At 64.0% G+C, this 21,418-nt stretch carries 21 protein-coding genes; 10 read left to right on the top strand and 11 right to left on the bottom strand.

Going from position 1 to position 21,418, the window contains the following annotated elements; genetic code table 11:
• Window positions 1-46 precede the first annotated feature (46 nt).
• Together ompR and ABIB24_RS15720 are read left to right on the top strand one after the other, a co-directional pair.
• Window positions 47-787 carry an osmolarity response regulator transcription factor OmpR gene (gene ompR / locus ABIB24_RS15715; RefSeq protein ID WP_012270052.1) on the top strand — a complete coding sequence of 247 codons (741 nt, stop codon included), beginning with the start codon at window positions 47-49 and terminating at the stop codon, window positions 785-787.
• A gap of 13 nt (window positions 788-800) precedes the next feature.
• Window positions 801-2,114 (top strand): ATP-binding protein, encoded by a 1,314-nt coding sequence (locus tag ABIB24_RS15720; protein ID WP_013970454.1) that lies wholly within the window; start codon window positions 801-803, stop codon window positions 2,112-2,114.
• A 114-nt stretch (window positions 2,115-2,228) separates the two neighbouring features.
• Here ABIB24_RS15720 and rimK read toward each other — a convergent pair whose 3' ends face one another.
• Together rimK and rimB are read right to left on the bottom strand one after the other, a co-directional pair.
• Window positions 2,229-3,134, bottom strand: coding sequence for a 30S ribosomal protein S6--L-glutamate ligase (gene rimK, locus ABIB24_RS15725; protein WP_013970455.1), 906 nt, complete (start codon window positions 3,132-3,134; stop codon window positions 2,229-2,231).
• Window positions 3,131-3,613 (bottom strand): retropepsin-like aspartic endopeptidase RimB, encoded by a 483-nt coding sequence (gene rimB, locus ABIB24_RS15730; RefSeq protein ID WP_003257436.1) that lies wholly within the window; start codon window positions 3,611-3,613, stop codon window positions 3,131-3,133. Before rimB ends, rimK begins: the two co-directional genes overlap by 4 nt.
• A gap of 109 nt (window positions 3,614-3,722) precedes the next feature.
• Here rimB and ABIB24_RS15735 point away from each other — a divergent pair, with 109 nt between their 5' ends.
• The gene (locus ABIB24_RS15735; RefSeq protein ID WP_013970457.1) at window positions 3,723-4,124 is read left to right on the top strand and encodes an RNA-binding S4 domain-containing protein; all 402 of its coding nucleotides are present in this window, start codon (window positions 3,723-3,725) and stop codon (window positions 4,122-4,124) included.
• Between the two features lie 126 nt (window positions 4,125-4,250).
• Here the strand turns inward: ABIB24_RS15735 and ABIB24_RS15740 are convergent, their stop codons facing one another.
• Entirely contained in the window at window positions 4,251-5,045 is a 795-nt protein-coding gene (locus tag ABIB24_RS15740) for a phosphatase PAP2 family protein (protein ID WP_274078834.1), read from the bottom strand.
• Window positions 5,046-5,166: 121 nt separating this feature from the next.
• On the opposite strand from ABIB24_RS15740, the gene hslO reads away from it, so the two are divergent.
• The 3 genes from hslO to ABIB24_RS15755 all read left to right on the top strand — a co-directional run bounded on the left by hslO (window position 5,167) and on the right by ABIB24_RS15755 (window position 8,518).
• On the top strand, window positions 5,167-6,066 hold the full coding sequence (hslO, locus tag ABIB24_RS15745; RefSeq protein ID WP_137162774.1) for an Hsp33 family molecular chaperone HslO: 900 nt from the start codon (window positions 5,167-5,169) through the stop codon (window positions 6,064-6,066).
• A gap of 179 nt (window positions 6,067-6,245) precedes the next feature.
• Complete coding sequence (locus tag ABIB24_RS15750; protein WP_061550685.1) at window positions 6,246-7,787, top strand: phosphoenolpyruvate carboxykinase; 1,542 nt, start codon at window positions 6,246-6,248, stop codon at window positions 7,785-7,787.
• Between the two features lie 290 nt (window positions 7,788-8,077).
• A complete protein-coding gene (locus tag ABIB24_RS15755) occupies window positions 8,078-8,518 on the top strand; it encodes an acyl-CoA thioesterase (RefSeq protein ID WP_274078835.1) in 441 nt (146 codons plus the stop codon).
• Window positions 8,519-8,573: 55 nt separating this feature from the next.
• On the opposite strand, the gene ABIB24_RS15760 is transcribed toward ABIB24_RS15755, so the two are convergent.
• The 3 genes from ABIB24_RS15760 to fdhD form a co-directional block, all read right to left on the bottom strand.
• A complete protein-coding gene (locus tag ABIB24_RS15760) occupies window positions 8,574-9,056 on the bottom strand; it encodes a YMGG-like glycine zipper-containing protein (protein ID WP_085599970.1) in 483 nt (160 codons plus the stop codon).
• A 318-nt stretch (window positions 9,057-9,374) separates the two neighbouring features.
• A complete protein-coding gene (locus tag ABIB24_RS15765; RefSeq protein WP_137162776.1) occupies window positions 9,375-11,720 on the bottom strand; it encodes an FdhF/YdeP family oxidoreductase in 2,346 nt (781 codons plus the stop codon).
• A gap of 5 nt (window positions 11,721-11,725) precedes the next feature.
• Complete coding sequence (gene fdhD / locus ABIB24_RS15770; RefSeq protein WP_075044326.1) at window positions 11,726-12,556, bottom strand: formate dehydrogenase accessory sulfurtransferase FdhD; 831 nt, start codon at window positions 12,554-12,556, stop codon at window positions 11,726-11,728.
• A gap of 187 nt (window positions 12,557-12,743) precedes the next feature.
• On the opposite strand from fdhD, the gene lysM reads away from it, so the two are divergent.
• The gene (lysM, locus tag ABIB24_RS15775) at window positions 12,744-13,184 is read left to right on the top strand and encodes a peptidoglycan-binding protein LysM (protein ID WP_023661080.1); all 441 of its coding nucleotides are present in this window, start codon (window positions 12,744-12,746) and stop codon (window positions 13,182-13,184) included.
• 111 nt (window positions 13,185-13,295) lie between these two features.
• On the opposite strand, the gene yrfG is transcribed toward lysM, so the two are convergent.
• Window positions 13,296-13,958: a GMP/IMP nucleotidase gene (gene yrfG / locus ABIB24_RS15780; protein ID WP_003257447.1), complete on the bottom strand. Its 663-nt coding sequence runs from the start codon at window positions 13,956-13,958 to the stop codon at window positions 13,296-13,298.
• 64 nt (window positions 13,959-14,022) lie between these two features.
• Here yrfG and nudE point away from each other — a divergent pair, with 64 nt between their 5' ends.
• Together nudE and cysQ are read left to right on the top strand one after the other, a co-directional pair.
• Entirely contained in the window at window positions 14,023-14,589 is a 567-nt protein-coding gene (gene nudE, locus ABIB24_RS15785) for an ADP compounds hydrolase NudE (protein ID WP_015268611.1), read from the top strand.
• The gene (gene cysQ, locus ABIB24_RS15790; RefSeq protein WP_084785110.1) at window positions 14,586-15,404 is read left to right on the top strand and encodes a 3'(2'),5'-bisphosphate nucleotidase CysQ; all 819 of its coding nucleotides are present in this window, start codon (window positions 14,586-14,588) and stop codon (window positions 15,402-15,404) included. Before nudE ends, cysQ begins: the two co-directional genes overlap by 4 nt.
• 156 nt (window positions 15,405-15,560) lie before the next feature.
• On the opposite strand, the gene ABIB24_RS15795 is transcribed toward cysQ, so the two are convergent.
• From ABIB24_RS15795 to rfbC, 4 genes are read right to left on the bottom strand one after another with little or no spacing between them, the layout of a single operon-like run.
• Window positions 15,561-16,016, bottom strand: a complete 456-nt coding sequence (locus tag ABIB24_RS15795) for a thioesterase domain-containing protein (RefSeq protein WP_274078836.1) — start codon at window positions 16,014-16,016, stop codon at window positions 15,561-15,563.
• On the bottom strand, window positions 16,016-17,422 hold the full coding sequence (locus ABIB24_RS15800; protein ID WP_025337340.1) for a sigma-54-dependent transcriptional regulator: 1,407 nt from the start codon (window positions 17,420-17,422) through the stop codon (window positions 16,016-16,018). The genes ABIB24_RS15795 and ABIB24_RS15800 overlap by 1 nt, the downstream gene beginning before the upstream one ends.
• On the bottom strand, window positions 17,419-19,233 hold the full coding sequence (locus ABIB24_RS15805; protein WP_354316846.1) for a sensor histidine kinase: 1,815 nt from the start codon (window positions 19,231-19,233) through the stop codon (window positions 17,419-17,421). Before ABIB24_RS15805 ends, ABIB24_RS15800 begins: the two co-directional genes overlap by 4 nt.
• A 42-nt stretch (window positions 19,234-19,275) precedes the next feature.
• Window positions 19,276-19,821 carry a dTDP-4-dehydrorhamnose 3,5-epimerase gene (rfbC, locus tag ABIB24_RS15810; protein WP_137162780.1) on the bottom strand — a complete coding sequence of 182 codons (546 nt, stop codon included), beginning with the start codon at window positions 19,819-19,821 and terminating at the stop codon, window positions 19,276-19,278.
• A 279-nt stretch (window positions 19,822-20,100) separates the two neighbouring features.
• Here rfbC and aguA point away from each other — a divergent pair, with 279 nt between their 5' ends.
• Window positions 20,101-21,207: an agmatine deiminase gene (gene aguA, locus ABIB24_RS15815; RefSeq protein WP_025337343.1), complete on the top strand. Its 1,107-nt coding sequence runs from the start codon at window positions 20,101-20,103 to the stop codon at window positions 21,205-21,207.
• The last annotated feature ends 211 nt before the right edge of the window (window positions 21,208-21,418 follow it).

Below are 21,418 nucleotides of genomic sequence, written 5' to 3' on the forward strand. Positions count from 1 at the left end.
AGCAATGGCTACGCCATAATGCGCGGCGATATCAGAGGAGTTATTCATGACCGGCACGCCAAACACCGCTGAAGGTGACAAGATTCTCATCGTCGACGACGACCCGGGGCTGAGCAGCCTGCTGGAACGTTTCTTCACCAGCAAGGGCTACCGTGCCCGCGCGGTGCCCAACACCGAGCAGATGGACCGCCTGCTGCAGCGTGAGGTGTTCAACCTGGTGGTGCTCGACCTGATGCTGCCCGGCGAGGATGGCCTGTCGGCGTGCAAGCGCCTGCGCCAGCAGAACAACCAGATCCCGATCATCATGCTCACCGCCAAGGGCGATGAACTCAGCCGTATCAAGGGTCTGGAGCTGGGCGCCGACGACTACCTGGGCAAGCCGTTCAACCCGGACGAGCTGATGGCCCGGGTCAAGGCCGTGCTGCGTCGCCAGGCACCGAGCGTGCCGGGTGCGCCTGGTAGCGAAGACGAGTCGGTCACCTTCGGCGACTACGAGCTGTCGCTGGCCACCCGCGAACTCAAGCGTGGCGACGAAGTGCACATGCTCACCACCGGCGAGTTCGCCGTGCTCAAGGCGCTGGTGATGCACGCACGCGAGCCGCTGACCCGCGACAAGCTGATGAACCTGGCGCGTGGCCGCGAATGGGATGCGCTGGAACGCTCCATCGACGTGCAGATCTCGCGTCTGCGCCGCATGATCGAGCCGGACCCGTCCAAGCCGCGTTATATCCAGACCGTGTGGGGCGTGGGCTACGTGTTCGTGCCGGACGGAAACGCCGGTAAATGATGCCGCGCCGTCGATGAAAACACCGCTCTGGTTTCCGCAAAGTTTCTTCGCCCGCACCCTGTGGCTGGTGTTGATCGTCGTCCTGTTCTCCAAGGCCTTGACCCTGGTCTACCTGCTGATGAACGAGGACGTGCTGGTCGACCGTCAGTACAGCCACGGTGTTGCGCTGACCCTGCGCGCCTATTGGGCGGCCGACGAAGAAAACCGCGACAAGATCGCCGAAGCGGCAGGCCTTATCCGGGTCACCGGCTCGGGCGTGCCCGAGGGTGAGCAGCACTGGCCCTACAGCGAAATCTACCAACGGCAGATGCAGGCCGAGTTGGGCGAAGACACCGAGGTACGGCTGCGCATTCATGCGCCGCCGGCGTTGTGGGTCAATGCGCCAAGCCTGGGCCCGGGTTGGTTGAAGGTACCGCTGTACCCGCACCCGCTGCGTGGGCAGAAGATCTGGAACGTGCTGGGTTGGTTCCTGGCCATCGGCCTGTTGTCCACAGCTTCGGCCTGGATCTTCGTGCGCCAGCTGAACCAGCCGCTCAAACGCCTGGTTTTCGCCGCCCGGCAGCTGGGCCAGGGGCGCAGCGTGCGCCTGCCGATCAGCGACACGCCCAGCGAGATGACCGAGGTGTACAAGGCCTTCAACCAGATGGCCGAGGATGTCGAGCAGGCCGGGCGCGAGCGCGAGCTGATGCTGGCCGGGGTTTCCCACGACCTGCGCACACCGCTGACGCGCCTGCGCCTGTCGCTGTCGTTGCTGGACAGCGACAGCGAACTGAGTGACGACATGGTCCGCGATATCGAGGACATGGACGCGATCCTCGACCAGTTCCTGGCCTTTATCCGCGATGGCCGTGACGAGCCGGTTGAGGAGGTCGACCTGGCCGACCTGGTGCGCGAAGTGGTGGCACCGTACAACCAGCCGGAAGAACGGGTGCGGCTGTGCCTGGAGCCGATCCCACCGTTCCCGCTGCGCCGGGTTTCGCTCAAGCGCATGCTGGGCAACCTGATCGGCAATGCCCTGCACCACGCCGGCAAGGGGGTCGAGGTGGCCGCCTATGTGTCGGGCGACGAGAGTGCGCCGTATGTGGTGCTGAGCGTGCTGGACCGCGGGACGGGGATCGACGAGTCGGAGCTGGAGACCATCTTCAACCCGTTCATTCGTGGTGACCGGGCCCGGGGTGGCAAGGGCACCGGGCTGGGGCTGGCGATCGTCAAGCGGATTGCGGCGCAGCATGGTGGGAATGTGGAACTGCGCAATCGCTCTGGTGGCGGGATCGAGGCGCGGGTACGGTTGCCTTTGGGGCTGTTGCTGCCGCGTAATGCCGTGTGATTGCCGGGGCCGCTTTGCGGCCCTTTCGCGACACAAGGCCGCTCCTACAGGGCGCGCGATCCCTTGTAGGAGCAGCCTTGTGCTGCGAATGGGCTGCAAAGCAGCCCCAAAATCTCAGCCCTTACCCTTGGTCCGAGTCTGATTAGGCCCACCATTCTTCTCCAGATGCTCGATGATCATGGCGGCCACGTTCTTGCCGGTGGTCACTTCAATCCCCTCCAGGCCCGGCGACGAGTTCACCTCCATCACCAGCGGCCCGTGGTTGGAGCGCAGGATATCCACACCCGCCACACTCAAGCCCATCACCTTGGCCGCGCGAATGGCGGTCATGCGTTCTTCCGGGGTGATCTTGATCAGGCTGGCCACCCCACCGCGGTGCAGGTTGGAGCGGAATTCCCCCGGCTTGGCCTGGCGCTTCATCGACGCGATGACCTTGTCGCCGACCACGAAGCAGCGGATATCCGCGCCACCCGCTTCCTTGATGTATTCCTGCACCATGATGTTCTGCTTCAACCCCATGAACGCCTCGATCACCGATTCGGCGGCCTTGGTGGTTTCGCACAGCACCACGCCGATGCCCTGTGTACCTTCCAGCACCTTGATCACCAGCGGGGCGCCGTTGACCATCTGGATCAGGTCGGGGATGTCGTCCGGCGAGTGGGCGAAGCCGGTAATCGGCAGGCCGATGCCGCGCCGCGACAGCAGTTGCAGCGAGCGCAGCTTGTCGCGGGAGCGGGCTATCGCTACCGACTCGTTGAGTGGATACACGCCCATCATCTCGAACTGGCGCAGCACCGCGCAGCCATAGAAGGTCACCGAGGCACCGATGCGCGGGATCACCGCGTCGAAGCCTTCCAGCGGCTTGCCGCGGTAGTGGATCTGCGGCTTGTGGCTGGCAATGTTCATGTAGGCCCGCAGGGTATCGATCACCACCATTTCGTGGCCCCGCTGGGTACCGGCTTCGACCAGGCGGCGGGTGGAATACAGACGCGGATTGCGCGACAGCACAGCGATCTTCATGCAGCACCTGTGGCAGTAGAAAGGGTGGCCGGGAAGGCCGGTTTGTCTTGTACGTATTTGAGGCCAGGGTTGACCACCAGCTGGCCATGGATCAGGGCCTTGGAACCCAGCAACAGGCGATAACGCATGTTCTTGCGGCAGGCCAGGGTGAACTCCACCTCCCACACACCATCGCCCAGGGCCAGTGACGTGCGGATGACATAGCGGGTCTGGGCCTGGCCGTTGGAGCTCTTGATGGTTTTCATGGTCACCAGCGGTGCCTCGCAGCGGCGGTGGCGCAACTGCACCACCGAGCCCAGGTGTGCGGTGAAGCGGACCCAGGGCTGGCCGTCGCGCTCGAACGGTTCCACCTCGGTGGCGTGCAGGCTGGAGGTGCTGGCGCCAGTGTCGATCTTGGCGCGCAGCCCGGCCACGCCAAGGTCGGGCAGGGCGACCCACTCGCGCAGGCCGATCACAGTCAAATGGTCAAATGTCTTCACGAAACGCACCCTGCGGATGAGGTGGTGAACTGTAAGCACGGCGGGGATTTTTTGCATCCGATCGTTACGGTAGTACAGTTCGATGAAACACAGCGTTCGAGGTAACGGGATGGCACAAAAAGCCGAAGACGACGACAAGGTCCGCCTGGACAAATGGCTGTGGGCGGCACGCTTCTACAAGACCCGCGCGCTGGCCAAGGCGGCGATCGAGAGCGGTAAGGTGCATTGCCGGGGTGAGCGCTGCAAGCCGGGCAAGGAGCCGCGGGTGGGTGACGAGTTCGTGCTGCGCACCGGGTTCGACGAGCGCACCGTGGTGGTGAAGGCTCTGTCGGTAGTACGGCGTGGGGCGCCAGAGGCGCAGACGTTGTACGAAGAGACCGAGGACAGCGTGCGCCGGCGTGAGCAGGCGGCGGAACTGCGCAAGGCCGGGGCGATGGGCGTGACCACTGATGGGCGGCCGACCAAGAAGCAGCGGCGGCAGATTCACCAATTGCATGGGAGCTTCGAATAGCCGGGGCCGCTTTGCGGCCATCGCCGGCAAGCCAGCTCCCACAGGTACTGCGCAAGCCTTGAAACTTGTGCAATCCCTGTAGGAGCGGCCTTGTGTCGCGATGGGCTACGCAGTAGCCCCAAGGATCTAGCGGGTCACCGCCAAGCGCCCGACCAACGGTAACTTGGCCGCGATCGCGAACAACGGCGCCGTCCAGCGCATCAGCACTGCACTCCCCTTGGCCGCCAGCGGCGTGTAGCAGCTCCAGCCCAACGCCAGCACTGCCATCAGCAGCCCGCCGATGTAGTCATCCTGCCCCCAGTGGGCACCGGCCACCAGGCGCGGCAACATGAACAACACCGCCATCCCCCAGACCACCAGATACTGCACCAGGCGGCGGCTGAACACGCTCATGAACAGCGCCCAGACCAGCAGCACCGAGGCATGATCCCCCGGGAAACTCTTGCTGGAACGGTCCTTGAGCTCCCAGGCCGCCTCCAGGTTCGGATAGTAGTCGCTGAGGTGCACCACCTCGTCGAACATCATCGAAGGGCTCTTGTGCTGCCAGCCGGCTGCATCCACCCACTTGGAAAACAGCGCGCGAATCACCACTAAGAGGATTAGCGTGACCAGGAAGCCGAAAAAGGCCTGGCGCACCTGGGTTGCCTTGAACACCCAGTCGCCACGGATAAGCACTGCCAGAAGGATCAGGCCGACGACGATGTCGAATGGGCGCAGGCTACCGACGGTCCAGATGTAGCGCCAGGTGGTGTTGTCGGCCAGCGGCGCATTCAGGCTGTGGAACAGCCACTCGTCGAAAGTCAGGCACAAGATCTGGCCAATGGGCCATAACCAGAAACACAGTAGAGCGATAGGAAGCAGCGTACAGGCTGCCAATGGCCCCCAGGACCACCTTGCTTGGAACAGTGGTCGATTATCCATAAAATACCTCTATTGCAAACAGGAATCGGAGCGCCTTGTGAGCGCTCTGTCACGGGGTTCTCGGATGTTTTTCGACAACCCTTGTAACCATTTTGTCATCATTTTCAGATAGCCAAAACCTATGAGCGACTTGCCTGATACCGATTTCACCCAACGTTTCATCTTCGACGAGCGCGATGTGCGCGGCGAGTGGGTGTCTCTCGATGACAGCTACGCCGCGGTGCTGGCGCGTCATGAGTACCCGCAGCCGGTGCAGGCACTGCTGGGCGAGCTGATGGCCGCCACCGCCTTGCTGGTGGGGGCGCTGAAGTTCGACGGCCTGCTGATTCTGCAGGCGCGTTCCGCAGGGCCGATCCCGCTGTTGATGGTGGAATGTTCCGGTGACCGGGACATCCGTGGCATGGCCCGCTACGAAGCGGACCAGATCCCGGCGGATGCGACCCTGTCGCAGCTGATGCCCGACGGCCACCTGACCCTGACCATCGATCCGGTCAAGGGCCAGCGCTACCAGGGCACCGTCGACCTCGACGGCGCCGACCTGTCGGAATGCTTCACCAACTACTTTGTGCAGTCACAGCAACTCAACACCCGCTTCTGGCTCAACGCCGTGGGTGGCAAGGCCCGTGGCTTGCTGCTGCAACAGTTGCCGCGCGATCGCCAGCCGGACGACGAAGAGCGCGAGGACAGCTGGCAGCATGTGGTAGCCCTTGCCAAGACGCTCAAGCCCGAAGAGTGGTCGGAAGACAACGAAACCCTGCTGCACCGCCTGTATCACGAAGATGCCGTGCGCCTGTTCGATATCCAGCCGCTGCGCTTCAATTGCAGCTGCTCGCGCGAACGATCCGGCAATGCGCTGGTCAGTTTGGGCGAGCACGATGCCAAGGCGCTGGTGGAAGAATGCGGCGGGCAGGTGGAGATCGATTGCCAGTTCTGCAACGAGCGCTATTTCTTCGACGCCAGCGATGTGGCGCAACTGTTTGCCGGTGGCGGCACTGACGTAGCCTCAGAAACTCGTCACTGAAACGTTTAACTACAGGACAATCTCCTGTCGAATTGCGCAAAAGCGCAGTTCTGACAGGAGGGGCCTACTTTTTTTGGGCGTTTCTGGCATAATCCGGCCACTTTTTTCGCTGTAGTAGTTTTTTCAAGACAACTACAAAACGTTTGGAGCACTCGGCCTCGGGCCGGATGGGGTATCTCATGACGCAAGCCAACAACACCGTGTACACCGACCTGAGCGTCGATGAGCTGGTAAAAGAAGCGCTGCAACGCGGTGAAGGCGTACTAGCCGATACTGGCGCACTGGTCGTGGAGACCGGTCACCGTACTGGCCGTTCGCCGGCTGACCGTTTCATCGTCGAAGAGCCTTCCACCCAGGACGCCATTTCCTGGGGCCCGATCAACCGCAAGTTCCCGGCCGACAAGTTCGATGCCCTGTGGGACCGCGTCGAGGCGTTCAACAACGCCCAGGATCACTTCGTTTCCTACGTTCACGTAGGGGCTGCCGCCGAGCACTACCTGCCGGTGAAGATGACCACCCAGACTGCCTGGCAGAACCTGTTCGGCCGTTGCCTGTTCATCAACCCGGAGCAGTACAACCCGGCTGGCCGTGGCGAGTGGCAGGTCCTCAACGTCGCCAACTTCGTGTGCGAGCCTGAGCGTGACGGCACCAACTCCGACGGTTGCGTGATCATCAACTTCGCCCAGAAGAAGGTGCTGATCGCTGGCATGCGCTACGCCGGCGAAATGAAGAAAGCCATGTTCTCGGTGCAGAACTTCCTGCTGCCGGCTGCCGACGTGCTGCCAATGCACTGCGCCGCCAACATCGGCGAAGCAGGCGATGTGACCCTGTTCTTCGGCCTGTCCGGCACCGGCAAGACCACCCTGTCGGCCGACGAAAGCCGTTACCTGATCGGTGACGACGAGCACGGCTGGGGCGAGGGCGTGGTCTTCAACATCGAAGGCGGCTGCTACGCCAAGTGCATCGACTTGTCCGAGAAGAACGAGCCGGTCATCTGGAAAGCCATCAAGCATGGCGCCGTGCTGGAAAACGTCGTACTCGACGCCAACAAGCACGCCGACTACACCGATGTCAGCCTGACCCAGAACAGCCGTGCGGCCTACCCGCTGGAGCACGTTGCCAAGCGTTCCGCAGCGAACCTGGGCGGCGAGCCGAACGCAGTCATCTTCCTGACCTGCGACCTGACTGGTGTTCTGCCTCCGGTTTCGATCCTGAACAACGAGCAGGCGGCCTACCACTTCCTGTCCGGCTACACCGCGCTGGTCGGTTCCACCGAAATGGGTTCGGGCAGCGGCATCAAGTCGACCTTCTCCACCTGCTTCGGTGCACCGTTCTTCCCGCGCCCGGCTGGCGAGTACGCCGAGCTGCTGATCAAGCGTATCAAGGGCTTCGACTCGAAGGTCTACCTGGTCAACACCGGCTGGACCGGCGGTGGCTATGGCGTTGGCAAGCGCTTCAGCATCCCGACCACCCGTGCCGTGATCGCTGCGATCCAGAGCGGCGCGCTGATCGGTGCCGAAACCGAGCACCTGGACATCATCAACCTGGACGTGCCGAAGGCCGTTCCGGGCGTTGATACCGAGCTGCTCAACCCGCGCACCAACTGGGCTGACAAGGCTGCCTACGACGAGGCCGCCAAAGGCCTGGCCAAGCTGTTCATCGAAAACTTCAAGAAGTTCGAAGTTTCCGACGCCATCAAGGCCGCTGGCCCGCAGCTGTAAGCTGCACCCGCCCGCAACGAGAAAGCCGCCCCTTGGGGCGGCTTTTTTGTTTTCTGATTCCCGGCGGGTGCAGTCTCTTGTAGGAGCGGCCTTGTGTCGCGATGGGCTGCAAAGCAGCCCCGGCAATTCAGGCATGGAAGCTGAAACCCCCGGGGCCGCGTTGCGGCCCATCGCGACACAAGGCCGCTCCTACAGAGGATCGCGACCCGCGAAGAGGCCGGCACAAGCAGCGGAAATCCGGTTTTTCTGTTTCACTGTCAGCATCCATTGCGAAGACAAGAGCCAGCCAGATGACCGAATCCCCTCAGCGCACTGCCTTCTCCCACTTCCACCCCATCCTCACCCGCCCCCAGGACAATGACCTGAACGGCCACATCGCCGGTGCCACCGTGCACGGCTTCTTCGAAACCGCCATCCAGGCGTTCCTCGTCGAACAGGCCGAACTGGACCTGCGTGACGGCGAGCTGGCGGCCTTCGTGGTCAGTTCGGCGGCGGATTTCTACGCGCTGCCAGGCTTCCCGGACGTGCTGGAAGTGGGGCTGGGGGTGGCACGCCTGGCGGGCAGTACGGTGGAGTACCGCCTGGCCCTGTTCCGCCCAGGCGAGCCGGAGGCGTGTGCGGCAGGCTCGGTGGTGCAGGTGTTCATCGAACGCGCCAGTGGCCGGCCAGTGGCATTGCCAGAAGCGCTGCAGGTGATCCTGTCTGGTTTGCTGCTGGAACAGCAGGCATAAAAAAGCCCCGCTGGCAGGGGCGGGGCTTTTGTTGCCGGGGCAAGGCCCTCAGGCGTTAGTCGCGCCAGTGGCGCTTGTGCTTGCGATGGCCGTAGTGGTGGCCACGGTCCCAGTGGCGGCGGTCGTCGTCATAACCACGACGGTAGCGGCGGCCTTCGTGGTAATCGTCTCTGTCGGCCTCTTTACCAAGGTAGTTACCCAGTGCGCCACCGGCACCACCGCCGGCTGCTGCGCCAATGTAGCTACCGGTAGTGCCGCCCACGGAGCGGCCGACCACGTTACCGCCTGCTGCGCCCAGCGCGCCGCCGATAGCGGCTTCCCCGCGCTGACGCTTGTCGGCACCCAGGGCACCGCCAGCCGCGCCGCCCAGGCCGGCACCAATGGCGCCGCCGGTGCTACCACCGATGGAGTTGCCCACCACGGAGCCCAGTACCCCACCCAATGCGCCGCCAATGCCGGCCTCGGTGGTGCCGCCTGCCATGGCAACGCCGCTGAGCAAGCTGAAAGACAACAACAGTATCGAGGAGTACTTCTTCATCAAGAGAGCCTCATAAGGATGACGAGGCGATTTTTGAGCCTTGCAGGCACGCCTGGCAACGGAAATCCGACGAGTAACACGAGTTGTACACAATTCTCTAACTTACTGTATTTACTGTGAAACTTTATCGTTTTTTCGCTGTCTGAGATCTTTATGACGAAGCCCTGAACCTTGATGGAACAGGGCTTTTTTCGTTTTTGGCGGCATGGCTTCCGGCCTCTTCGCGGGCACGCCCGCTCCCACAGGTACAGCACAGGAATCGAAACATGTGGAACTCCTGTGGGAGCGGGCATGCCCGCGAAGAGGCCAGCACCGTTCCTACAGGATGCGCCCGTCGTCCCGCGCCCGCTCCAGCTTGATGGCGATAAACTTCGACGTCGGCGTATGGCTGCCATCGCCAATGCTTTCCAGCGGCACCAGCGGGTTCACCTCCGGGTAGTACGCCGCCGCCTGCCCGGCCGGGATGTCGAAGGCCAGCAGAGTGAAGCCGTGCACACGGCGCACATGCTCATCCCCCCACAACGACACGATGTCGACTTGCTGCCCCGGCTGGAAGCCCAGGCGGATGATGTCGGCTTCGTTGGCGAACAGCACCTCGCGCTGGCCACGCACGCCACGGTAGCGGTCGTCCAGGCCGTAGATGGTGGTGTTGTACTGATCGTGCGAGCGCATTGACTGCATGATCAGGTCAGGCACCTGGCCGCTGGCGCGTACACGCTCGTCGAGCAGTGTGTCGGGCAGCAGGTTGGCCTTGAAGTTGGCGCGGCCGGTGCTGGTATTCCATTCGCGGCTGGCAGCGCTGTTGCCCAGGTAGAAACCGCCCGGCTCGCGCAGGCGCTGGTTGAAGCCGCTGAAGCCAGCGATGGTGTCGCCGATCAGCTCGCGGATACGGTCGTAGTCAGCCACCAGCCAGTGCCAGTCCACGGGCTTCTTGCCCAGGGTGGCGGCGGCGATACCGGCGATGACCGCCGGCTCCGAGCGCATCTGCGTCGACAGCGGCTTCAGCTGGCCATTGGAGGCGTGGACCATGCTGAACGAGTCCTCTACCGTTACCGCCTGTGGCCCTTCTGCCTGCAGGTCGATGTCGGTGCGCCCCAGGCACGGCAGGATCAGTGCCTGCTTGCCATGCACCAGGTGGCTGCGGTTGAGCTTGGTGCTGATGTGCACGGTCAGCTCGCAGTTGCGCAGTGCCTGGGCGGTGCGCTCGGTGTCCGGCGTTGCCTGGGCGAAGTTGCCGCCCAGGCCGATGAATACCTTGGCCCGGCCGTCGAGCATGGCGTGGATTGCCTCGACAGTGTTGTGGCCGTTGTGCCGGGGCACGGGGAAGCCGAAGCGCTGCTCGATGGCGTCCAGCAGGGCCACCGGCGGGCGCTCGTTGATGCCCATGGTGCGGTCACCCTGCACGTTGCTGTGACCACGCACCGGGCACAGGCCTGCGCCTGGCGCGCCGATATTGCCGCGCAGCATTTGCAGGTTGACGATTTCCTGGATGGTCGGCACCGAGTGGCGGTGCTGGGTAATGCCCATCGCCCAGCACATGATCACCCGCTTGCCACGGCAGTACATGCGCGCGGCCAGTTCGATGTCGGCCAGCGCCAGGCCGGACTGGGCCTGGATGTGCTCCCACGAGGTGGCATCCACTACCGCCAGGTAGTCGTCGACGCCATGGCCATGTTCGGCGATGAAGGCGTGGTCGAAGACTGCCGGTTCGCCGTTGGCCTGGGCTTCGCGTTCCCATTGCAGGACGAACTTGGCCATGCCGCGCAGCAGCGCCATGTCGCCGCCCAGGGCCGGGCGGAAGAATGCGGTGTTGGTCGGTCGGTCGCTGTTGGTCAGCATTTCCAGCGGGTTCTGCGGGTGCTGGAAGCGCTCCAGGCCACGCTCCTTGAGCGGGTTGATGCACACCACCTGGGCACCGCGCTTTACCGCATCGCGCAGCGGGTCGAGCATGCGCGGGTGGTTGGTACCGGGGTTCTGGCCCCAGACGAAAATCGCGTCGGCGTGCTCGAAGTCGTCGAAGGTGACGGTGCCCTTGCCGACCCCGACGCTTTGCCCCAGGGCCACGCCGCTGGCCTCGTGGCACATGTTCGAGCAGTCGGGGAAGTTGTTGGTGCCGTAGGCCCGCACGAACAGCTGGTACAGGTACGCCGCTTCGTTGCTGGCGCGCCCCGAAGTGTAGAACTCGGCCTGGTCAGGGCTGGCCAGCTTGTTCAGTTCGCGGGCGATCAGGGTGAAGGCGGCGTCCCAACTGATCGGCTGGTAGCGGTCGCTGGACGCGTCATAGACCATCGGCTCGGTCAGGCGCCCCTGGTACTCCAGCCAGTAGTCGCTCTGCTGCAGTAGCGAAGTGACGCTGTAGCGGGTGAAAAAGGCGGCATCGACGCGGCGCTTGGTCGCCTCCCAGTTCACTGCCTTGGCACCGTTCTCGCAGAACTTGACCATGCCGCTTTCCGGCGAGTCGCCCCAGGCGCAGCCGGGGCAATCGAAGCCGCCGTTCTGGTTGGTCTTGAGCAGCGCGCGAATGTTCTTCAGCGCGTTATCGCTGCCAACCCAGGCCTTGGCCACGCTGCGCAGCGCGCCCCAGCCACCGGCGGGGCCGTGGTAGGGCTTGTAGCGAGGGGAGGAGGCTGGGGCGTTGTCCGGGAGGTGCTGGTACGAGGTCACGACTGTTACGACTCCGCCGCTGGGCTGTAGACCCGCGGTGCGCTGTGCTTGGGCAGATGGATAAGGTTGAGGTTGTGCTTGCGCGCCCATTGCAGGGCAAGGCCGGTGGGCGCCGACAGGCTGACCAGGGTCTGGATACCGGCCCGCAGCACCTTCTGGATCAGCTCCAGGCTGCAGCGGCTGGTGACGATGGCCAGGCCACCCTGGCTGTCGATGCCTTGGCGCAGCAAGGCGCCGATCAGCTTGTCGAGGGCGTTGTGCCGGCCGATGTCTTCGCGGCCGAGCAGCAGTTCGCCGTGGCGGTCCATGAACAGCGCCGCATGCACCGCGCCGCAGTGCTGGCCCAGAGGCTGGAAGGCATCGATGCGCTCACGCAGGCCGACCAGCCATTGCGCTGGTGGCAAGGGTGCGCCAGGCAACTTGGCCAGCTCTGGCAGTGCCTGCTCCAGTGCTTCGACCCCGCACAGGCCGCAACCACTGGTGCCGGCCAGCTGGCGGCGCTGGTTTTTCAGGTTCCAGAACGCACGGCTGGAAATCTCCAGGTCGGCATACATTGCCGAGCCGCTGCCGGAGAGTTTCAGGTCGTAGATTTCCGTGGTGCCTTCCACTATGCCGCTGCCGACACTGAAGCCGACTGCGAAGTCTTCCAGGTCGGTTGGGCTGACCAGCATCACCGCCTGGTTCAGGCCGTTGTAGACAATGGCCAGGGCCACTTCTTCGGCCAGGGGCGTGCTGTCGCGTCTGGCGTCATTGAGCTGGACGTAATCGTAGGTGTTGCTGGCGGCGGGCATGGTCAAGGGCGATGAGGCCGCGCAGACCGGAGGTTTGCTGTTCATCGGGGCTGACTTTTCATCGGGGCTATCGGCAGCTTTCAGATAGCACAAGCCTAGGCGTGCGGGCCGGCGGCGTCTAATCGCTAGGGTCTATGCCTTGATAGACCGCGTCGATTGGTCGCATGGGGGCGCCAGGGGAAAAGCTGGCCTAGACTGCTGTGTCCGAGGTTTCGTCAACAAGGAGAGCGCTATGAGCTTGTTCAGTTTCGTCAAGGAAGCGGGCGAGAAGTTGATCGACCTGCTGACCCCCGGCAATGCCAATGCCGAAGAGCAGCTGAAGAAACACGTGGAAAGTGTCGGCCTGGGCAACCCGAATATCACGGCCACTGTAGAGGGAGACACGATCATCCTCAAGGGTGAGGTGGCCAGCCAGGAGGAGAAGGAGAAGATCATCCTGGCGGCGGGCAACGTCGCTGGCGTGGCCAGTGTCGATGACCAGATCACCGTGACCGGACCGGTGGCCCAGGCCGCGCGGTTCGTGACGGTGGAGAAGGGTGATACGTTGAGCGCCATTTCGAAGAAGGTGTATGGCGACCCCAACAAGTACCAGAAGATCTTCGAGGCCAACAAGCCGATGCTCAAGCACCCGGACAAGATCTATCCGGGGCAGGTGTTGCGTATTCCTGACTGATATCTACAGCCTGTACCGGCCTCTTCGCGGGTAAACCCGCTCCCACAGGGATCGCACACAGTTCAGACCTGTGGTGATCCTGTGGGAGCGGGTTTACCCGCGAAAGGGCCTTCACAGGCCTACCAATAATTCCCGGTAATCCTCGACCGCCGCAAACTCTTCGGTATCCCGCGGCCCTGCCTGGCTATCCGGCTGGCGCACCGCCAGCAGATGCCCCACGCCAAACCGTCGCGCACTGCGCAGAATCGCCAGGGTGTCATCGATGAACAGGCTGCGCTCCGGTTCAAAGCCGATGTCCGCCTGCAATGCGTCCCAGAACTGCGGGCTTTCCTTCGGGTAGCCATAGTCATGCGAGCTGATCAGCCGTTCGAAATACGGCGCCAGTTCCACCCGCTCCAGCTTCAGCGACAGCGAATCCCGGTGCGCATTGGTGATCATCACCACGCGCTTGCCTGCGTCGCGGATCGCGGCAAGGAAAGTATCGGCATCCGGGCGCAGGGCGATCAGGTCGGCGATTTCCTGTTTCAGCTCGCGGATCGGCAGCCGCAGTTCGCGGCTCCAGAAGTCCAGGCAATACCAGTTCAGCGTGCCGGCATTGCGTTCGAACAGCGGCTGCAGCTCCATTTCCGCCATGGCCCGGCTCACCCCGTGCAGCTCGGCATAGCGCTGGGGCAGGTGGTCCAGCCAGAAGCGGTTGTCGTAATGCAGGTCAAGCAGGGTGCCATCCATGTCCAGCAGGACGGTATCGATGGCAGACCAGGGAAGAACAGGCATGGGAAACTCTCGATCAGTCGGCAAGCCACGGTATAGTAACCCGTTCACGCCAAGGAGCCGCCCCATGCGCCAGAAACCCACCGTCCTCAGCCGCGAAATCGTCGCCAGCAGCCGCCTGTTTCGCGTCGAAGCCGTGCAATTGCGCTTCAGCAATGGCAACGAGCGTACCTACGAGCGCCTGGTGGGCCGGGGTAATGGCTACGGCGCGGTGATGATCGTGGCCATGCTCGATGCCGAGCACGCGGTGCTGGTGGAGGAATACTGCGGCGGCACCGACGAATACGAGCTGTCGTTGCCCAAGGGCCTGATCGAGCCGGGCGAGGACGTGCTGGCGGCAGCCGACCGGGAGCTCAAGGAAGAGGCCGGTTTTGGCGCGCGCCAGCTGGAGCACCTGACCGAGCTGTCGCTGTCGCCGGGCTACATGAGCCAGAAGATCCAGGTGGTGCTGGCCAGCGACCTTTACGAGGAGCGCCTGGAGGGCGACGAGCCGGAGCCGATGCGGGTCGACAAGGTCAACCTGCGCGAACTCTCGGCCCTGGCCATGCACCCACAGTTCACCGAGGGGCGTGCCCTGGCGGCGCTGTACCTGGCGCGTGACCTGCTGATTCAGCGGGGGCTGCTGGAAGCATGAACGACCTGCAATTGATGCACGAAGTGGTCAAGCTGGCCCTGTTGGCGGGCGAAGCGATCTTGCCGTTCTGGCGCGCCGATGTGGCCGTGACCAACAAGGCCGACGATTCGCCGGTCACCGCCGCCGACCTGGCGGCACACCGGGTGATTGCCGATGGCCTGCTGGCGCTGGCGCCACAGATCCCGGTGCTGTCTGAAGAGGACTGCAACATTCCGCTGGCCGAGCGTCAGGGTTGGAGCCGCTGGTGGCTGGTCGACCCGCTGGACGGCACCAAGGAATTCATTGCCGGCAGCGAAGAGTTCACGGTCAACATCGCGCTGGTCGAAAACGGCGAGGTGGTGTTTGGCGTGGTTTCCATGCCGACCAACGGGCGCTGCTACTTCGGTGGTCGCGGGTTGGGCGCTTGGCGTGCGGAGGCGGGTGAGGCCGCCCAGGCGATCCAGGTACGTAATGCGCCGCCGGCGGGTGGGCGTTTCACCGTGGTTGCCAGCCGTCGCCATTCCAGCCCGGAACAGGAAGCCTTGTTGGCCGGGTTGGGGGCTGCGGTGGGTGAGCTGGAGCTGGCCAATATCGGCAGTTCGCTGAAGTTCTGCCTGTTGGCCGAGGGTAGCGCCGATTGCTATCCGCGCCTGGCACCGACCTCGCAGTGGGATACCGCAGCGGCGCAGGGCGTGGTGGAAGGGGCTGGTGGGGAGGTAATCGGGCTGGATGGCTTGCCGTTCCGGTACCCGGCGCGGGAGTCGTTGCTCAACCCGCATTTCCTGGCATTGCCGGCAAATGCTGCGTGGCGCCAAGCCTTCCTGAGCCTGATCTGACAGGCGGACATGATCGTGTAGGAGCGGCCTTGTGTCGCGATCGGGCCGCAGCGCGGCCCCAGGGTTTCAGCATTGCCGCATTAATTGCCGGGGCCGCTTCGCGGCCCGATCGCGACACAAGGCCGCTCCTACAGGAGTCGCGACAGTCCATTGGTTTCAGCGGTGCAGCACGTACTGGCCGCTGAAGGTTACAGCAGGCTCGTCACTACCGGCATTGCTCACCGTGGTCTCCAGCGTCAACCGTGCCCTCCCGCGGCGCTGATACATGGTCAGGAACCGCTCCCAGGTCTTCTCCTCCGGCGCCGCACAGCGCGCCACCGCCGCCCCGGTAACCGGCAGCGGATAACTGATCTGCCCTTCCTGGATGACGATATGCCCGTCATCGATCCCCAACTCGCGCAGGCGCAGGTGCAGCCAGCCCCAACCCACCAGCACCGCGGCGCAGTACAGGCTGCCGCCGAACATGGTGCTTTTGTGGTTGACGTTGGCCGCCAGCGGCAATTGCAGGCGCAGGGTGTGCTGCTGCCAATCGAGCACTTCCAGGCCCATTTCGCAGGTCAGGGGGATGTCGCCGTGCAGGACGGACTGCAAGTACTGGCTATCGGTGTTCATTAACGGTTGTCCTCTTGATCGTCATGCCCGCCGCTACCGCCGTCGAAGCTCAAGCCATGCTTGCGCAGCTTGTCGTGCAGGGTCTTGCGGGGGATACCCAGCGCCTCGGCCAGGCTGCGCATGGAGCTGTGTGGCTGGGCCAGTTCGGCAGCGATCAGCGAGCGTTCGAACTGCTCGACCTGTTCGCTGAGGTTGCCGCTCGGCATCGGTACCGCAGGCATTGCCGCAGGTGGCGCCTGGCCGTCCAGGGCCAGTTCCAGGCCAAGGGCGAAACGTTCGGCGGCGTTCTGCAGCTCGCGTACGTTACCGGGCCAGTCGTGACGCAGCAGCATGGCGCGCTGGGCCGGCTGCAGGGCGTGTGGCGGCAGGCCATGGCGCTGGCTGGCGGCGTCGGCGAAGTGCTGGAACAGCACCAGGATGTCATCGCCGCGTTCGCGCAGCGGTGGAATACGCAGCGGCGCCACGTTCAGGCGGTAATACAGGTCGGCGCGGAAACGCCCCTGGTCGGCCGACTGGCGCAGATCCTCCTTGGTCGCGGCGATGATGCGGATGTCCAGCGGGATCAGCTGGTTGCCACCCAGGCGCTCGACCACCCGTTCCTGCAACATGCGCAGCAGTTTCACCTGCACATCCAGGCTCATGCTCTCGATTTCGTCGAGGAACAGCGTGCCACCGTTGGCGAACTCGAACTTGCCGATGCGGCGTTTCTGCGCGCCGGTGAACGCCCCAGGCTCATGGCCGAACAGCTCGCTTTCGACCACCGACTCGGCCAGTGCGCCGGCGTTGATCGCCACGAACGGCCCGTCGCGGCGGCTGGACAGGTCGTGCAGGGCGCGGGCCACCACCTCTTTGCCGGCACCGGTCTCACCCAGGATCAGCACATCGGCGCGGGTGCCGGCCAGGGCGCCGATCTGCTCGCGCAGGCGCTGCATGGACGGCGACTGGCCCACCAGGCGGGTGGCCAGTTGCTGGCGATCGCTCAGGGCCAGGCGCAAGCTGCGGTTGTCCAGCACCAGGCGGCGCAGGGCCAGGGCGCGGCGCACGCTGTCCAGCAGGGCATCGCTGGCAAAGGGTTTTTCCAGGAAGTCGTAGGCGCCGGCGCGCATCGCCTGCACCGCCAGCGGCACATCGCCGTGGCCGGTGATCAGCAGCACCGGCAGCTCGTTGTCACGGCCGTGCAGTTGTTCCAGCAGTTGCAGGCCATCGATGCCCGGCATGCGGATGTCGCTGACCACCACCCCAGGCCAGTCGGCCTCGATGCGTTCGGCCAGGCCCTGGGCATCGGCCAGGGCGACCACCTTGAGCCCGGCCAGGTCCAGGGTCTGGCTCAGGGCCTGGCGCAGGTGCGGGTCATCATCGACCAGGATGACCTGGGCTCGGCTGTCGATCAGTGTCTCGGTGGTCATGCCGAGGGGTCCTCCGAATTGGGCAAAGTAGCGCCAGGCGCGGCCACACGCAGCTGCAGGGTCAGCAGTGCGCCACCTTCCGGGTGGTTGGCCAGCAGCAGTTCACCGCCAAGGGCGCGCATCAGGCTTTCGCAGATGGCCAGGCCCAGGCCCAGGCCTTGGGTGCGGGTCTTGGTGGTGAAGAACGGCTCCTTGGCGTGCTCCAGGGCCTGGCGGCTGAAACCGGGGCCGTTGTCGCGAATGTACAGGTAGACGCAGTCATCGCGCTGCTCGGCACTTAGCCACAGGCGGCGCGGGTTGGCCTTTTCGGTCAGGGCATCGAGGGCATTGGCCAGCAGGTTGCCGAGCACCTGGCGCAGGCGGGTCTCGCCGGCCTGTACCCACAAGGTGGCTTCCGGCAGGTCGCGGATCAGCTCGACGGCCATCGCCCGGCGGCGCTTGGCCAGCAGCGCCAGGGCATCGTCCAGGGCCGGCTGCAGGGCCACGCTCTCCGGGGCATGGCGGTCACGACGGGCGAAGGCGCGCAGGTGGGCGATGATCGAGGCCATGCGCCCGGTCAGCTCGCCGATCAACTTGAGGTTGCCGCGGGCGTCTTCGGTACGCTGGTGGTCGAGCAGGATCTCGGCGTTTTCCGCGTAGCTGCGGATGGCGGCCAGCGGCTGGTTGAGTTCGTGGCTGATGCTGGCCGACATGGTGCCGAGCACCGACAGCTTGCCGGCCTGCACCAGTTCGTCCTGGGCGCGCACGGCCTCCTGTTGGGCGTTCTCGCGCTCCAGCACGGCGCTCTTGAGCCGGGTGTTCAGGCCTTCGAGGTCGGCGGTGCGCTCGGCCACGCGTTTTTCCAGTTCCTGGCGCCCACGTGCCTCGAAGTCGATGCGGTCGATGTAGTGACGGCGCCGCTGCATCACCAGGCCGGCCAGCAGCATCAGCACGAGCAGGGTGCCAGCGCCGATGGCCATCACGGTTTGCACCGAACGGTCGACCAGCATGCGCGGGGCGAGGATGCTGACCTGCCAGCCGGTTTCCTTGATGTCGCGGGTCTGGCTGATCCAGGCGTCCTGGTTTAGCACCAGCGGTTGCGGGGCCTGGGTCGGGTAGGGCTGGATGGCGATGATGGCCTGGCGCTCGGCTTCGGTCAGCCCGCGGGTCGCGCGGAAGCGCCAGTCGGGCCGCGAGGTCAGGATGACCACGCCATTGTGGTCGGTCAGCAACAGCTGCTCGGGGGTTCGGCCCCACAGGGTTTCGGTATGGTCGAGGTCGACCTTGACCACCAGTACGCCAACGATGCGTTCACGGTCTCGCACGGCGGCGGCGAAGAAGTAACCGCGCTTGGCCGATGTGGTGCCCTGGCCAAAGAAGCGCCCCAGGCGGCCGGCCATGGCTTCGTTGAAGTAGGGGCGGAAGGCGAAGTTGCGGCCGACGAAGCTGTCGCGCTTGTCCCAGTTGGAGGCGGCCAGGGTATTGCCGCTGACGTCCATCAGGTACATCACCTCGGCGCCAGTCTGCTGGACGATGTCCTTGAGCAGGCGGTTGGCATTGGTCACTGCTTCCAGGCGGAACGGGTCGGCCAGCACCCCGCGCAGCGCCGGCAGGTCGCCGAGTATCTGCGGCAAGGTTTCGTAGCGGTGCAGGGTACCGAGCAGGTTGGCGACGTACAGGTCGAGGGTCTGGCGGTTCTGCGAGGCCAGTTCTTCCTGGTAGTAACGTTCGGCCAGGTGATGCAGGGGCCACAGTAACGGGGCCAGGCACAGGGCCAACAGGGCCAGGCTGCGCCAGCGGGGACGGCGTGGGGGCGTGGGTTTTGCAATCATCACGTAAAGGCGCCAGAAAAGTCTGCCGCAATTATGCGCTAGTTAAGGCAGCAGTTCCGCCTCTGCCAGCGGCAGGCCGAGCTTGTCCTTGTCCGACAGCACCGGTGGCTGCTGCAGCCCCCAGTCGATGGCCAGCGTCGGGTCATCCCAGCGGATGCAGCGGTCGGCGCCCGGGTTGTAGTAGTCGGTGGTCTTGTAGAGAAACTCGGCCGACTCGCTTATCACCGCAAAGCCATGGGCGAAGCCGGGCGGAATCCACAACTGGCGATGGTTGTCGGCCGACAGCTGCACCGCGACCCATTGGCCGAAGGTTGGCGAGCTCTTGCGCACGTCCACGGCAATATCACGGATTTCCCCCTGCACCACGCGCACCAGCTTGCCTTGGGTGTTTGCCACCTGGTAGTGCAGGCCACGCAGCACACCCTTGATGGAGCGCGAATGGTTGTCCTGGACGAACTCGACATTCACGCCGGTTTGCCGGGCGAACTCACGGGCGTTGAACGCCTCGAAGAAAAAACCACGGCTGTCACTAAAAATCTTTGGCTCGATGATCAGTACTTCAGGGATCGCGGTAGGGATGATGTTCATGGCGGTTCGCTGGCCCGTTCTGCTCATGTATTGACCCTAGCCGGTCTGGCCGTTTTTTCCGCCTTGGGCTTCAACGGCATTCACAAGGGCTGGCTATGGTGGAGGTCGTGCCGCTTTGGTTCTCGGCCAAGGTTGCGTATGTTTCGATTGTTATCGATTTAATAGCGGTATTCGCTCATAGATTTCCCGATTATCGGGCTTCAAATATCGATATATATCGGTTATAAATTGACAAACGCCCCAGCACAGTCCGGCTCAGGGCCATCACAGAGGTCAACCATGAAAACCCTCAACTCCACTCCCCGTGCCGATGGTTTCCACATGCCCGCCGAGTGGGCCCCGCAAACCCAGGTGTGGATGGTCTGGCCGGAGCGCCCCGACAACTGGCGCCTGGGCGGCAAGCCGGCGCAGGCTGCCCATGTGACCCTGGCCAAGGCCATTGCCCGCTTCGAGCCGGTAACCGTCGCGGTTTCCGCTGGCCAGTACGAAAATGCCCGTCGTCAGCTCGACCAGCCGAACATCCGCGTGGTCGAGATCAGCAACGACGACGCCTGGGTGCGTGACACCGGCCCGACCTTCGTCATCAACGACCAGGGTGAAGTGCGTGGCGTGGACTGGGGCTTCAATGCCTGGGGCGGCTTTGACGGCGGCCTGTACGCACCGTGGAACCGCGACGAGGAGCTGGCGGCCAAGGTCCTGGAAATGGAGCGCTGCCAGCGCTACCACACCGAAGGTTTCGTGCTCGAGGGCGGCTCGATCCACGTGGACGGCGAAGGCACCGTGATCACCACCGAGGAGTGCCTGCTCAATCGCAACCGCAACCCGCACCTGAACCGCGAGCAGATCGAAGCGGTGCTGCGCGACCAGCTGGCGGTGGACACCGTGGTCTGGCTGCCGGATGGCCTGTACAACGACGAGACCGATGGCCACGTCGACAACTTCTGCTGTTACGTGCGCCCGGGCGAAGTGTTACTGGCCTGGACCGATGATTCCAACGACCCCAACTATGCACGCTGCCATGCCGCCATGGAGGTGCTGAAGAACACCCGCGATGCCAAGGGCCGTGAATTCATCGTGCACAAGATGCCAATCCCGGGTCCGCTGTTCGCCACCGCCGAAGAGTGTGCCGGTGTCGATCAGGTGGCCGGCAGCCAGGAGCGTGACCCGTCGGTGCGCCTGGCCGGCTCGTACGTGAACTTCCTGATCGTCAACGGCGGCATCATCGCGCCAAGCTTCGACGACCCGGCAGATGCCGAAGCCAGAGCGATTCTGGCGAAGATCTTCCCCGACCACGAGGTGGTGATGATCCCAGGTCGCGAGTTGTTGTTGGGCGGTGGCAACATCCACTGCCTGACCCAGCAGCAGCCGGCACCGGTCAAGCGTTGAGCGCACGGTGAATGAAGGGGCCCGTCAGATGACGGGCCTTTTTTGTTTCCGGGGCCGTCCGCAGGCCTGTGCTGGCATATGTTTTGTATTGTTTTCAGTCAGATAGCTCGGCCATGCCGAGCTCTCGGATCTGTAACAATCCTTACGTAGATTAGCCGCTCACGGGCCAGGGAGTACGTGTAGAAATGAACGCAGCAAGTGAGTCGGCTTT

The sequence above is a fragment of the Pseudomonas sp. UYEF17 genome (assembly GCF_040546125.1).
GTDB classification, from domain to species: Bacteria; Pseudomonadota; Gammaproteobacteria; order Pseudomonadales; family Pseudomonadaceae; genus Aquipseudomonas; species Aquipseudomonas putida_Z.

Bases quoted from the DNA above. Each gene is read 5' to 3' on its own strand.
- ompR (WP_012270052.1), top strand. From the start codon at position 47: ATGACCGGCACGCCAAACACCGCTGAAGGTGACAAGATTCTCATCGTC.
- ABIB24_RS15720 (WP_013970454.1), top strand. From the start codon at position 801: ATGAAAACACCGCTCTGGTTTCCGCAAAGTTTCTTCGCCCGCACCCTG.
- rimK (WP_013970455.1), bottom strand. From the start codon at position 3,134: ATGAAGATCGCTGTGCTGTCGCGCAATCCGCGTCTGTATTCCACCCGC.
- ABIB24_RS15735 (WP_013970457.1), top strand. From the start codon at position 3,723: ATGGCACAAAAAGCCGAAGACGACGACAAGGTCCGCCTGGACAAATGG.
- ABIB24_RS15740 (WP_274078834.1), bottom strand. From the start codon at position 5,045: ATGGATAATCGACCACTGTTCCAAGCAAGGTGGTCCTGGGGGCCATTG.
- hslO (WP_137162774.1), top strand. From the start codon at position 5,167: ATGAGCGACTTGCCTGATACCGATTTCACCCAACGTTTCATCTTCGAC.
- ABIB24_RS15750 (WP_061550685.1), top strand. From the start codon at position 6,246: ATGACGCAAGCCAACAACACCGTGTACACCGACCTGAGCGTCGATGAG.
- ABIB24_RS15755 (WP_274078835.1), top strand. From the start codon at position 8,078: ATGACCGAATCCCCTCAGCGCACTGCCTTCTCCCACTTCCACCCCATC.
- ABIB24_RS15760 (WP_085599970.1), bottom strand. From the start codon at position 9,056: ATGAAGAAGTACTCCTCGATACTGTTGTTGTCTTTCAGCTTGCTCAGC.
- fdhD (WP_075044326.1), bottom strand. From the start codon at position 12,556: ATGAACAGCAAACCTCCGGTCTGCGCGGCCTCATCGCCCTTGACCATG.
- lysM (WP_023661080.1), top strand. From the start codon at position 12,744: ATGAGCTTGTTCAGTTTCGTCAAGGAAGCGGGCGAGAAGTTGATCGAC.
- yrfG (WP_003257447.1), bottom strand. From the start codon at position 13,958: ATGCCTGTTCTTCCCTGGTCTGCCATCGATACCGTCCTGCTGGACATG.
- nudE (WP_015268611.1), top strand. From the start codon at position 14,023: ATGCGCCAGAAACCCACCGTCCTCAGCCGCGAAATCGTCGCCAGCAGC.
- cysQ (WP_084785110.1), top strand. From the start codon at position 14,586: ATGAACGACCTGCAATTGATGCACGAAGTGGTCAAGCTGGCCCTGTTG.
- ABIB24_RS15795 (WP_274078836.1), bottom strand. From the start codon at position 16,016: ATGAACACCGATAGCCAGTACTTGCAGTCCGTCCTGCACGGCGACATC.
- ABIB24_RS15800 (WP_025337340.1), bottom strand. From the start codon at position 17,422: ATGACCACCGAGACACTGATCGACAGCCGAGCCCAGGTCATCCTGGTC.
- ABIB24_RS15805 (WP_354316846.1), bottom strand. From the start codon at position 19,233: ATGATTGCAAAACCCACGCCCCCACGCCGTCCCCGCTGGCGCAGCCTG.
- rfbC (WP_137162780.1), bottom strand. From the start codon at position 19,821: ATGAACATCATCCCTACCGCGATCCCTGAAGTACTGATCATCGAGCCA.
- aguA (WP_025337343.1), top strand. From the start codon at position 20,101: ATGAAAACCCTCAACTCCACTCCCCGTGCCGATGGTTTCCACATGCCC.